The sequence below is a fragment of the Stenotrophomonas sp. HMWF023 genome (assembly GCF_003060985.1).
Lineage (GTDB): Bacteria > Pseudomonadota > Gammaproteobacteria > Xanthomonadales > Xanthomonadaceae > Stenotrophomonas > Stenotrophomonas lactitubi.
Genome location: NZ_QAIJ01000096.1, coordinates 1 through 12,240, shown reverse-complemented (window position 1 = coordinate 12,240; position 12,240 = coordinate 1). Strand labels below are relative to the sequence as shown.

At 67.9% G+C, this 12,240-nt stretch carries 12 protein-coding genes and 1 tRNA gene; 12 read left to right on the top strand and 1 reads right to left on the bottom strand.

Annotation, left to right across the window (positions count from 1 at the left end):
- From DBR20_RS23785 to pgsA, 11 genes are all read left to right on the top strand, one after another.
- The coding region (locus DBR20_RS23785; protein WP_343125680.1) for an ATP-binding protein at positions 1-125 on the top strand (125 nt) is incomplete at its 5' end.
- Between the two features lie 70 nt (positions 126-195).
- Positions 196-2,604, top strand: a complete 2,409-nt coding sequence (locus tag DBR20_RS04765; protein WP_108265381.1) for a DNA internalization-related competence protein ComEC/Rec2 — start codon at positions 196-198, stop codon at positions 2,602-2,604.
- Between the two features lie 3 nt (positions 2,605-2,607).
- Positions 2,608-3,270 (top strand): MotA/TolQ/ExbB proton channel family protein, encoded by a 663-nt coding sequence (locus tag DBR20_RS04760; protein ID WP_108265380.1) that lies wholly within the window; start codon positions 2,608-2,610, stop codon positions 3,268-3,270.
- 3 nt (positions 3,271-3,273) lie between these two features.
- Positions 3,274-3,696 (top strand): biopolymer transporter ExbD, encoded by a 423-nt coding sequence (locus DBR20_RS04755; RefSeq protein ID WP_025875217.1) that lies wholly within the window; start codon positions 3,274-3,276, stop codon positions 3,694-3,696.
- On the top strand, positions 3,693-5,441 hold the full coding sequence (gene msbA, locus DBR20_RS04750) for a lipid A export permease/ATP-binding protein MsbA (protein ID WP_108265379.1): 1,749 nt from the start codon (positions 3,693-3,695) through the stop codon (positions 5,439-5,441). The genes DBR20_RS04755 and msbA overlap by 4 nt, the downstream gene beginning before the upstream one ends.
- Entirely contained in the window at positions 5,441-6,460 is a 1,020-nt protein-coding gene (gene lpxK, locus DBR20_RS04745) for a tetraacyldisaccharide 4'-kinase (protein ID WP_108265378.1), read from the top strand. The genes msbA and lpxK overlap by 1 nt, the downstream gene beginning before the upstream one ends.
- Positions 6,461-6,534: 74 nt before the next feature.
- On the top strand, positions 6,535-7,308 hold the full coding sequence (gene kdsB / locus DBR20_RS04740) for a 3-deoxy-manno-octulosonate cytidylyltransferase (protein WP_108265377.1): 774 nt from the start codon (positions 6,535-6,537) through the stop codon (positions 7,306-7,308).
- Positions 7,305-7,793 carry a low molecular weight protein-tyrosine-phosphatase gene (locus DBR20_RS04735; RefSeq protein WP_108265376.1) on the top strand — a complete coding sequence of 163 codons (489 nt, stop codon included), beginning with the start codon at positions 7,305-7,307 and terminating at the stop codon, positions 7,791-7,793. Before kdsB ends, DBR20_RS04735 begins: the two co-directional genes overlap by 4 nt.
- Entirely contained in the window at positions 7,790-9,202 is a 1,413-nt protein-coding gene (locus DBR20_RS04730; RefSeq protein WP_108265375.1) for a hypothetical protein, read from the top strand. Before DBR20_RS04735 ends, DBR20_RS04730 begins: the two co-directional genes overlap by 4 nt.
- The gene (uvrC, locus tag DBR20_RS04725) at positions 9,199-11,043 is read left to right on the top strand and encodes an excinuclease ABC subunit UvrC (RefSeq protein WP_108265374.1); all 1,845 of its coding nucleotides are present in this window, start codon (positions 9,199-9,201) and stop codon (positions 11,041-11,043) included. The genes DBR20_RS04730 and uvrC overlap by 4 nt, the downstream gene beginning before the upstream one ends.
- Before the next feature lie 17 nt (positions 11,044-11,060).
- A complete protein-coding gene (gene pgsA / locus DBR20_RS04720) occupies positions 11,061-11,687 on the top strand; it encodes a CDP-diacylglycerol--glycerol-3-phosphate 3-phosphatidyltransferase (protein ID WP_108265373.1) in 627 nt (208 codons plus the stop codon).
- A gap of 75 nt (positions 11,688-11,762) precedes the next feature.
- Here the strand turns inward: pgsA and DBR20_RS04715 are convergent, their stop codons facing one another.
- Positions 11,763-12,050 (bottom strand): hypothetical protein, encoded by a 288-nt coding sequence (locus DBR20_RS04715; RefSeq protein ID WP_108265372.1) that lies wholly within the window; start codon positions 12,048-12,050, stop codon positions 11,763-11,765.
- Between the two features lie 110 nt (positions 12,051-12,160).
- On the opposite strand from DBR20_RS04715, the gene DBR20_RS04710 reads away from it, so the two are divergent.
- Positions 12,161-12,236 (top strand) — tRNA-Gly (locus tag DBR20_RS04710).
- The last annotated feature ends 4 nt before the right edge of the window (positions 12,237-12,240 follow it).

Genomic DNA, 12,240 nt, shown 5'->3' with positions numbered 1-12,240 from the left:
GCCTGGGCCTGCATCTGGTCAAGGAAATCGTGCAGCACCACGGCGGCACGGTGAGCGTGGGCGAGGCCGTTGGGGGCGGCGCCAGTTTCCGGGTCAACTTCCACCGCGGCAGCGTGCGTCGTTAGTGGGGCGCTGACAGCACCACACGGCGTTGCCTGATGGTTGCGTGAGGCTATGCCTCGGCACGCTGTGTCGATGGCTGCCGATCGGACCTTGTCACCGTTGCTGGGCCCCGCGTGCGCAGCCGCTCTGGTCACCGGCGCGTTGGCCTGCGTGCTGTTGCCTGTGTTGCCACCGCTATGGGCTTCTGTTCCGGTGGCCGCCGTGGCGGCGTTGGGCTGGGTGCTGCGCTGGCGCGGACGTGCCGCGGCCGCGCTGCTGTTCGGCCTGGCCTGGACGTGCTGCCATGGGTATTGGGCGCTGCAGGCGCAGCTTCCGGCCGGTGCTGCTGCGCGGGATGTGCTCGTCCGGGGGCAGGTTGTCGACCTGCCGAAGCAAGCGCCTGGATACACCCGGTTCGAGTTCCGTGTCGATGCGTCCGATGCGATGCCGACGCTGCGTGGCAAGCGGCTGCAGGTGCTCTGGCACGCACCCCGCCGCGGGCCGGTCGACGCCGGGACTGATCAGAGACATCGCCTGCACGCTGGGGCGGACTGGCAGTTGTCGCTGCGCGTGCGGCCGCCACGCTCGCGCATCAACCCGGGGGGCTTCGATGGCGAGCGGCATGCGCTGCTGAACGGGCTGGCTGGGAACGGCAGCGTGCGTGATGCGAGCGCCACCCGGCAGCTGCGCCCCGCGCATGGCCTGCCCGCCTGGCGCGAGCGCACCAGTGCGGCCATCGCCAGGCAGATCGCACACCGGTCGGCGCGGTTCATCCAGGCCCTGGCACTGGGTGATACGCGGGGTCTGTCCGATGTCGACTGGGCGCAGCTGCGCGCGCTGGGCCTCACCCACCTGATCGCCATCTCCGGCTTCCATGTCGGTCTGCTGGCGGGCTTCGCCGCGTTGCTGTGTTCCGCGCTCTGGCGATCCTGGTCTGGGCTTGCCGGGTTCTGGCCACGACCGCAGGCGGCGGCCTGCGCGGCGGCGGTGGCAGCGGCCGGCTATGCCGTTGTTGCAGGCAGCGAGCTGCCGACCGTGCGTACCGCGTTGATGATCGCGGCGGTCGCTCTGGCGCGTGTCGTCCGCCGCCCGGTGACGGTGGCACAGGGCCTGGCGGTGGCCGCGCTGGCGATGCTGCTGCCGGCCCCGCTGTCGGTGCTGTCTGCGGGCTTCTGGCTCAGCTTCGGCGGCGTCCTGTGGTTGTTGTGGTGCCTGCCGCAGGCGCGGCCGAAGGGGTTCGTCGCAATGCTGCGCGGCGCCTTGGCAGGACAGGGGGTCGCCAGCGTCGCACTGTTGCCGCTGGCAGTGGCGCTGTTTGGCGGCACCGCGCGGCTGGGGCCGCTGGTGAATCTGCCGGTCATTCCGCTGTGGAGCCTGCTGGTGGTGCCTCTGGCTCTGCTGGGAACCGCTCTGGAGGCCCTGCGCAGCGGGGCAGGGCAGTGGCCCTGGCGCGCGGCAGCCTGGGTGTTCGATGCCAGTTGGCAGCTGATGCAGCCGTTGGCCGAGCACCCGCAGGCGATGTGGTGGCTGGCGCAGGGGCCCGCCTGGGCGCTGCCGGCGGCGTTGCTGGGGGTGTTCTGGTGGCTGTTGCCACGCGGTGCTGGCGCGGTGCTCGCCGGCTCATTGTTGTGCCTGCCGTTGCTGTGGCCGGCACGCTCGGCGCCGCAGCAGGGCGAGCTGGAGCTGGTGGTGCACGATGTCGGCCAGGGCACTGCGGTGCTGCTGCGGACTGCCCACCACGCACTCTGGTACGACGTCGGCCCTCCGGCAGGCAGCGAGGGCGAGGAGCGGATGCTGCTGCCGACGGTGCGGGCGTTGGGGCAGGTGCCGCCGGCGCGGGTGATGATCAGTCACGATCATCTGGACCACAGCGGCAACCTCGCCGCGTTGCGCCGGCAACTGCCGGGTCTGGACGTGCTGGCGCCACGGGGCAGTGCGATTGCCAGTGCCGGCACCTGCCAAGCTGGGCTGCGCTGGCAATGGGACGGGGTCGATTTCCAGGTGCTGCACCCGCCTGCCGCCTTCCCGGCCGCCGGCAAGGGCGCCGACAACGAAGCCAGTTGCGTGCTGCGGGTTGCCGGCGCACACGGTGTGGTGCTGTTGCCCGGCGACATTGGCCGGCAGGGCGAGCAGGCGCTGCTGCAGGGCGCTGCCGATGCCCTGCGTGCGGACGTGGTGCTGGTGCCTCATCACGGCAGCGGAGGCAGCTCCACTCCGGGCTGGGTGAAGGCGGTGGCGCCGCAGCTGGCGGTGGTCTCGGCCGGGCACCAGAACCGCTTTGGCCACCCGAAGCGCGACGTGGTGCAGCGCTGGCAGGCGGCCGGCGCCGAGGTGCTGTCCACCGCCGAGTCCGGCGCGATCCGCATATGGCTTGGCGCACAAGGCCTGCAGCTGCGTGAACAGCGTATCCACGCAGCCCGGTGGTGGGATGCCGCTGGGCGAGCACGGTCGGCTGCTATCCTATCGCCGATCGAACAAGCGGCCGTTGGGCCGGAGGGTTGAAACGTGTGGGAACTGGTCAAGGCCGGTGGCTGGCCGATGGTGCCGCTGCTGCTGTTGGGCGTACTGGCTTTGGCGATCGTCCTGGAGCGTTTCTGGTCCCTGCGGCGTAACGAGGTGCTGCCGCCTGGCCTGGGCCAGGAAGTGCGCAACTGGGCTGCGCGCGGCAAGCTCGACCCGGCGCACCTGCAGACCCTGCGGGCCAATTCGCCGTTGGGCGCCCTGCTGGCCGCCGCACTGGAAGCGCGCAACCGGCCGCGCGACCAGATCCGCGAGCGCATCGAAGACACCGGTCGCCACCTGGTGCACCGCATGGAGCGCTTCCTCAACGCGCTGGGCACCATCGCCTCGGCCGGCCCGTTGCTGGGCCTGCTCGGCACCGTGGTCGGCATGATCCAGATGTTCCTGGGCATCCTCGACCACGGCGTGGGGGATGTGAACCAGCTTGCCGGCGGTATCGGCAAGGCGCTGGTGTGCACCGCCACCGGCATGATCGTGGCGATCCCGGCGCTGATGTTCCACCGCTTCTTCAAGGGCCGCATCCACGGCTACGTGGTGGAGATGGAGCAGGAAGCCAGCGCATTGCTGGATACGCTGGATGGTCGCCCCGGGGTGATGACCCCTGCGCCCGCCACGCGTGCGTCCTCTGCCGCCACGGCAAAGGCCTGATCGATGCGTATCGGCAACGACCGGTCCCAGGATGAACCGCATATCGATCTTGTCCCGCTGATCGACGTCATCCTGGTGCTGATCATCTTCTTCGTGGTCACCACCACCTTCGATGCGCGTTCGACCCTGCAGGTGCAGCTGCCGACCGCCAGCCAGCAGCAGACCAACGAACCGCCGCGCTCGCTGAGCGTGCTGATCAACGCGGACGGCCGCTACTTCGTCAACGATCAGGAAGTGCTTCGCAGCGACGTCGAATCGGTCAAGCAGACGATCGCGGCCGTCGCCGGCAGCGACCGCGAGCAGACCGTGCTGCTGCGTGCCGACGCCCGTACTCCCTACCAGGCCGTGGTCACCGCGCAGGATGCGCTGGGCCAGCTCGGCTTCCGTCGTATCGCCATTGCAACAGCGCCAGAGGTGCGTCCATGAGTTCCCATCACGCGCCAGTGTGGCCGATCTACAAACGTCTGCTGGGCTATACCCGCACCTACTGGGTGTTCATGATCGGCGCGGTCATCGCGATGGTGGTCGAAGCCCTGGCCGGCTATCACTTCACCAAGCTGATGGAGCCGCTGGTCAACCGTGGCTTCGTCAACCCTGAGCCGCGCATGGCGGTGATCCTGCCGCTGACCATCCTCGGCCTGTTCCTGATGCGCAGCGTGGCGACCTGGGTCAGCGACTACACGCTGGCCAAGACCGGCCGCAGCGTGGTCCGCGACCTGCGCGAACAGGTGCTGCAGAAGTACCTGCACCTGCCGTCCTCGCACTTCGATGCCGAGGCGACGCCGGTAATGGTCAGCCGCCTGAACTTCGATACCGAACAGGTCACCCAGGCCAGCGCCGACGCGCTCAAGACCGTGGTCGCCGATACCCTGACCATCATCGCCATGCTGGCGGTGATGCTGCAGATGAGCGTCAAGGTGACCCTGGCGATGCTGGTGGTGGTGCCGCTGATCGGCGTGATCGTTTCCTACGTGGGCAAGCGCTACCGGCGTATCAGCCGCGGCATCCAGGACGGCATGGGCACCATGGCGCAGACCGCCGAGCAGTCGCTGGCCGCGCAGCAGGAAGTGAAGGTGCACGGCACCCAGCAGCACGAGATCTCGCGATACTCGCGCCTGGCCAACCGCATGCTGGCGCTGAACATGAAGGTGGAAGTGACCCGCGCGGCCGCCTCCAGCGTCGTCCAGTTCCTGGCGGCGCTGGCGCTGGCGGTGATCGTATGGGTGTCCACCCGCGAAGCGCTGGCCGGCAAGCTCAATGCGGGCCAGTTCATGGGTCTGATGACCTCGATGATGGCCATCATTCCGTCGCTGCGCCGGCTGACCAGCGTGCAGACCTCGATCTCGCGCGGCGTGGCCGCTGCCGAGCGTCTGTTCAGCATCATCGACATGCCGGTCGAGCGCGACGAAGGCAAGCACACGGTGCAGCGCGTACGCGGCGAACTGGCCTTCGAGCACGTCATGCTGCGTTACCGCGAAGACAGCGGCATCGCCCTGGACGACATCAGTTTCGTTGCCAGGCCGGGTACGGTCACCGCCATCGTCGGTCGTTCCGGCAGCGGCAAGACCAGCCTGATCCGGCTGGTGCCACGTTTCTACGAACCCAACGGTGGCCGCATCCTGCTCGACGGCGTCGCTCTGGATGACTACCCGTTGGCCGATCTGCGCAGGCAGGTGGCCATCGTCGGCCAGAAGGTGATGCTGTTTGATGACACCATCGCGGCCAACATCGCCTACGGCATGGATGCAACCGACGAACAGATCCGGGCGGCGGCTGAAGCGGCTAATGCCTGGGAGTTCATCGCACGCATGCCGCAGCAGCTGCAGACAGCGGTAGGTGAGAATGGTGCGCTGCTGTCCGGCGGCCAGCGCCAGCGCCTGGCGATCGCCCGCGCGATCCTGCGCGATGCGCCGATCCTGATCCTGGACGAGGCCACTGCGGCGCTGGACAACGAATCCGAGCGCCTGGTGCAGGATGCGCTGCAGCGCTTGATGCCCGAGCGCACCACGCTGGTGATCGCGCACCGCCTGTCGACCATCGAGCATGCCGACCAGGTGCTGGTGATGGACCATGGCCGCATCGTTGAACGCGGCACCCACCAGGAACTGCTGTCGATGGGTGGCCTGTACCAGCACCTGCACAACATGCAGTTCCGCGATAGGCAGGACTGATGGCGGACAAAGGTACACAGACCCCGCCGTACTGGTATGACGGCAGCCCGGTTCCGTGGCCGATGCGATTGCTGGCACCGCTGTACGCGGGGGTCACCGCGCTGCGCCGGCGCCTGTACCGGCGTGGCTGGCGCAAGCGCCATGCGCTGGCGGTGCCGGTCATCGTGGTCGGCAACATCACCGCCGGCGGCACCGGCAAGACGCCGCTGACCATCGCCCTGGTCGAGCGCCTGCGCGCAGCCGGCTGGAAGCCCGGCGTGGCCAGTCGCGGCTATGGCCGCGAAGAAGCGGACAAGGCACGTTGGGTGGAAGCCGATACACCGACCGCCCTTGGTGGCGACGAACCGGTGCTGATCGCCTGGAAAACCGGCGTGCCGGTACGTGTGGACAGCGATCGCGTGGCGGCGGGCAAGGCGCTGATCGCCGCCGGCTGCGACGTGATCGTCTGCGATGACGGCCTGCAGCACTACCGGCTGGCGCGCGACATCGAGATCGAGGTGGTCGATGCCCAGCGTCGCTATGGCAATGGGCGGATGATTCCGGCCGGCCCGCTGCGCGAGCCGGTCAGCCGCGCCGCCGAATGCGATTTCCGGGTTGTCAACCTGGGCCAGGCGGATGAAGCGACGGCTGCCCAGGCCTGCGGCTTCGGCCAATGGCCGATGGCCCTGCACATCGACAGTGCACAACCGCTGGCTGGCGGACGGGCGCGCCCCCTTGCGTACTTCGCGGGCCAGCGCGTGCATGCCGTGGCCGGCATCGCCCATCCGCAACGCTTCTTCGACATGCTGCGCGCGCGTGCGATCGGCGTGGTGCCGCACGCCTTTCCCGACCATCATGCCTACCAGCCGCAGGATCTGTCCTTTGGCAGCCAGTTGCCGGTGCTGATGACCGAAAAGGATGCCGTGAAGTGCCGCGCGTTCGCCAACGACTGGCAGTACGCCGTGCCGCTGCGTGCTGAGATGCCTGCTGCTTTCTGGATCGCGTTGACCGATCGCCTGGACAAGCTGCGACCGAACTGAGGGGCCGTGCGGCGCTTGCAAACGCATGCCGCCGGCCGCATTCCTGATCTATTGCGCCTGCCGAGTACCCCCGCATGACCGACTTCGTTGTTGCCATCCCGGCCCGCTATGCCGCTTCGCGGCTGCCGGGCAAGCCGCTGCGCCTGCTGGGCGGAGAACCCATGGTGCTGCACGTGGCCCGCCGCGCGCTGCAGGCCGGCGCGAGCGAGGTATGGGTCGCGACCGACGACCAGCGCATCGCCGACGCATTGTCCGGTCTGGGGGAAGTGAAGGTGGCGATGACCGCTGCTTCGCATGCCTCCGGTACCGATCGCCTGGCCGAATGCTCGCGCATTGCTGGCTGGGCTGATGACACCGTGGTGGTCAACCTGCAGGGTGATGAACCGTTCGCACCGGCCGCCGGCATCCGCGCCGTGGCCGCGGCACTGGAGGAGGGGCGCGCGCCGATGTCGACCCTGGCCACGCCGGTCGAGGATGCACACACGTTGTTCGACCCGAACGTGGTCAAGCTGGTGCGCAACGTACGCAACGAGGCCATGTACTTCAGCCGTGCGCCCATCGCCTGGCACCGCGATGGCTTCGCCCGCAGCCGCGAGATCCTGCCCGAGGGCCACCAGTGGCTGCGCCACATCGGCATCTATGGCTACCGTGCCGGCTTCCTGCAGCAGTTCGCCTCGATGCCCGCGGGCACGTTGGAACAGGTGGAATCGCTGGAGCAGTTGCGTGTGCTGGAAGCGGGCTACCCGATCGCCGTGGCGATCTCGCCCGAACCCTTCCCGCCAGGCATCGACACCCCTGAAGACCTGCAGCGCGCCGAAACGCTGCTGCAGGCGATGGCGGCGCGATGAAGCTGCTGGTCGTCTGCCTCGGCAACATCTGCCGCTCGCCGATGGCCGAAGGTGCGCTGCGCGCCCGCCTGGATGCCTCGGCGCTGGCCGGGCGGGTGCAGGTCGATTCGGCCGGTACCGGCGACTGGCATGTGGGCCAGCCCCCCGACCGACGTGCGATTGCGTGCGCGGCCGGCCATGGCGTGGACCTTGGAAGCTTGCGCGCGCGGAAGCTGCAGTCGCAGGACTTCGATGCCTTCGACTGGATCCTGTGCGCCGATGAGGCCAATCTGCGTGATGCCGCGCGCCTTGCTACCGCCACCCAGCGCGAGCGCCTGGCGCTGTACCTGCCGTGGTCAGGCGGGCAGGGCGAGCGCGCGATTCCCGATCCCTATACCGGTGGCAGTGATCATTTCGAACAGGTCTGGTCGCTGGTCGACGCTGCTGCCGAGCGGACCGTGGCACGCCTGTTGCATCACGCCGACTCCGGCATAATCGGGCCATGAACATCCAGCCCGTCCCGGACCTGCCCGAGTTCGCCGCCTGGCTCAATGCCGCGCCCTGCACCCTGACGGAACTGCGTGGCCGGCCGGTCGCGCTGTTGTTCGTCAACGCGGCTTCCGCGTGGAGCGCGCAACGGCTGGCCGAATTCAGCCAGTGGCTGTCACGCCACCCCGGCAAGCTGCAACCTCTGGTGCTGCAGGTACCGCGCTTCGATTTCGAGCGTGATGCCACTGCTGTGTTGAAACTGTTGCGCCGGCAGGGCCTGACCATGCCGGTGCTGCTCGATGCCGATTGGGATGGCTGGCGCCGCTTCGGCGTCACCGCCTGGCCGACCATGGTGCTGCTGGACGCGCAGGGCCGCGAACAGCAGCGGCTGATCGGCCAGGGCGTGCCCGGCGAGTTGGAGCGGGCCTTGAATGCCCTCTGCGAGGGCGCGCCGTCGGCCCCTTCGCGTGGCGGCAGCGAACTGCACCCCGAGCCGCGCCAGGCGCTGCGATTCCCCGTGGGTCTCGCCGTCAACCAGGAACGGCTGTACATCGCCGACAGCGGCCACCACCGCATTCTGGAATGCAGTCATGGCGGCCGCGTGCTGCGTCAGTTCGGCCTGGGCACCGCCGACTTCATGGACGGCAATCTCGCCGAAGCCGCCTTCCATCGGCCGCTGGCGCTGGCGCTGGAGCGTGAGTCGCTGTACGTGGCCGACACCGGCAACCACGCCGTGCGTCGCATCAACCTGCTGACCGGCCTGGTCGATACCCTGTGCGGCAACGGCCGTCCGGGCGCACCCGAAGAAGGGCCGGTGGCGCAGCCGCGGCAGGTGTCGCTGGATCACCCGGTTGGCCTGGCCATCGCCGAAAACCAGCTGCACATCGCCATGGCTGGCGACAACCGCATCTGGAGCTATCACCTCGGCCAGCGCAGCCTGCAATGGCGCGCTGGCAGCGGCGCCATCGATGAGCGCGACGGCAGTGGCCACCTCGCCGCGTTCGCCCAGCCCACCGCCGTGGCCGTGATCCAGCAGGTGCTGTACGTGGCCGATGCGCTGGGCTCTTCGGTCCGTTCGCTGCAGTTGCGCGGCGATCTGGTGCAGACCCTGGTCGGGCAGGGCACCTGGCGCTTCGGTGAAGACGATGGCCCGCGCGCGCAGGCCAGCCTGCAGTTCCCGCAGGCGATCGCATTGAGCCCGGATGCACCGTTGTTGTGGATCGCCGATACCGGCAATGGCCGCTTGCGCACGTTGCGTCTGGGCGGCGGCGAACTGACCACCCAGCCCTTGCCGCGGCGTCTGCACGGCCCGGCCGGTCTGGCCATTGGTGCCGGTGCCGTATGGATCGCCGAGACGGATTCCCACACCGTACTGCGTCTGGACCCTGACAGCGGCGTGCTCAGCGAAGTGCCGATCAGCGAATGACCGTTGTTCCCGTCCCGCCCTTCGATGGCAAGGCATTCGCGGCCCAGCTGAGTACCGCCCCGGGCGTGTACCGCATGTATGCCGCCGACGACACGCTGCTGTACGTCGGCAAGGCCCGCGCGTTGCGCAACCGCGTGGGCAGTTACTTCAACGGCAGTCCGAAGAACGCGCGCATCATGTCGATGCTCTCGCAGATCGTGCGCATGGACGTGACCGTGACGCGCTCGGAAGCCGAAGCGCTGCTGCTGGAAAACCAGCTGATCAAATCACTGTCGCCGCGCTACAACGTGTCCCTGCGCGACGACAAGACCTATCCGCATGTGCTGCTGACCCGCGAGGACTGGCCGCGCATCGCCCTGCATCGTGGCCCGCGCGCCATTCCCGGACGCTATTTCGGGCCGTATCCGGGCGTCACCGCGGTGCGCGAGACGCTGAACCTGATGCACAAGCTGTTCAAGCTGCGCAGCTGCGAAGACAGCGTGTTCCGCAACCGCTCGCGGCCCTGCCTGCAGTATCAGATCGGGCGTTGCAGCGCGCCGTGCGTGGAACTGGTGCCAGCAGCGGACTACGCCGAGTCGGTGCGCCGCGCGGCGATGTTCCTGGAGGGCAAGAGCGATGAGCTGACCCGGGAACTGGGCGAGCAGATGCAGGCCGCCAGCGAGGCACTTGAATTCGAGCAGGCCGCGCGCCTGCGCGATCTGATCACGTCATTGCGCAGCATGCAGACCCGCCAGTACGTGGACGGCCGTGCGGCGGACCTGGATGTGCTGGCGGTGGCCATGCAGGGTTCGCAGGCCTGCGTGATGCTGCTGGCCTTCCGCGACGGCCGCAACCTGGGCACCCGTCCGTTCTTTCCCCGCACCAACGGTGAGGAAAGTCCGGATGAAGTACTGGCGGCCTTTGTTTCGCAGTACTACATCGAATTCGAGCCGCCGCGCGAGATCCTGCTCGACCGCGAAATTCCCGATGCCGACTTGATTGGTTCTGCACTGTCGGCCTCGGCCGAGCGCAAGGTGCAGTTGAAATGGAACGTCCGTGGCGAGCGCGCCGGCTACCTGGAACTGGCCAGCCGCAACGCGCAGTTGACCCTGGCGACCGAGATCAACAGCCGCAGCGCGCAGCACGCGCGCAGCGAAGCACTGCGGGTGATGCTGGGTCTGGCCGAACCGGTGAAGCGGGTGGAGTGCTTCGACATCAGCCACACCATGGGCGAAGCCACCGTGGCCTCCTGTGTGGTGTTCGATGCCGCCGGCCCGGTGCGTGCGCAGTACCGCCGTTTCAACATCAGTGGCATCGAGCCGGGCGATGATTACGCCGCGATGCGCCAGGCCATCGACCGCCGCTTCCGCCGCGCGGTGGAAGAGCAGGGCGTGCTGCCGGACGTGCTGCTGATCGACGGTGGCGCCGGCCAGCTGGCACAGGCGCAGGCAGCGCTGGCCGATCTGGGCGTGGAAGGCGTGCTGCTGGTGGGTGTGGCCAAAGGCGTGGAACGCCGTGCCGGCCACGAAGCCCTGGTGATGCCCGATGGCCGTGAACTGCGCCCGGGTGCAGCCGATCCGGCCCTGCAGTTCATCCAGCAGGTCCGCGATGAAGCACACCGCTTCGCCATCACCGGCCATCGCGGGCGCCGGCAGAAGGCACGGATGACCAGCAAACTGGAAGACATTCCCGGCATCGGGCCGCGCCGGCGCGCCAGCCTGCTGAAGCATTTCGGTGGCCTGGTCGGCCTGAAAGCGGCCGGAGAAGCGGAAATCGCCAAGGTGGAAGGCATCAATGACGCCCTCGCAGCGCGCATCTACGCTAACCTGCACGGGTTGGCCGCGCCGGATCCGGCCGAGTAGAGAGAGAATAGAGCAGCATGAAGTTGACCCTGCCCACCTGGCTGACCCTGTTGCGGATCGTGATGATCCCGGTGCTGGTGCTGGTGTTCTACCTGCCCTACACCTGGACCAACTTCGCATCGGCGGCGATCTTCGGCCTGGCCGCGATCACCGACTGGCTCGATGGCTGGATCGCGCGTCGCTACGGCCTGGAGTCGGCGTTCGGCGCCTTCCTCGACCCCGTCGCGGACAAGCTGATGGTGGCAGTGGCGCTGTTCCTGATCGTGCAGGGTCATCCGACCCCGTGGATGGCGTTCTGGGCGGCGGTGATCGTCGGCCGCGAGATCGCGGTGTCGGCGCTGCGCGAGTGGATGGCCGAACTCGGCCAGCGCGCCAAAGTGCGCGTGGCCATGATCGGCAAGGTCAAGACCACCGCGCAGATGGTCGCGCTGTTGTGCCTGCTGTACTCGGTGGCGCCCAACGTGCCGATCAACGACATCTGGATGGGCCCGCCGGTATTCCATATCGGTGACTGGACCCTGGCCATTGCCGCGGTGCTGACCCTGTGGTCGGGCCTGCAGTACCTGCACGCCGCCTGGCCCAGCCTGCGTGACGACGAGCGCGCTGCGCGCGAGCGTTCGCGGCAGAAGAAGCTGGGCAACTGAGCCCCGGGGTCGGATCCCTTTCCGCAGGGAAGGGCTCTGACACCAGGGACGACGCTATCCATGCATGGCGTGGATCTACTGGGGTATGCCGTCTTCGACATGTACATGCTCCATTGATGCACATGTGAACCCTCCGATGAAGAGGGTTTCGCATTGCTCGGGGCGTTTGGGCTTGAAGGTGCCCAAACGCAGCGCTTGGTCGTACGCGCCTTCATTCAATGGATAGCGGGTCAGTACGCCTGTCAGGGAGTGCTTGGCCGCCCATGTCAGTCCCGACTCCCGGCTGACGAAGACACCTCCGGCGAAGCGCGCGCCTGCGCCGTGGAAGACCCAGATGTCAGGGATTTCGGTGTTGATGCTCATCTCCTTGGTAGATCCACGCCATGCGTGGAATCAGCATTTCAGTGACTTCGTGAGGTCCCGGAAAAAGCGCTTGACGCCATTTCCAGAACAGGTAGAATTTCGCCTCCCAAGCGGGAATAGCTCAGTTGGTAGAGCGCAACCTTGCCAAGGTTGAGGTCGCGAGTTCGAGTCTCGTTTCCCGCTCCAGATT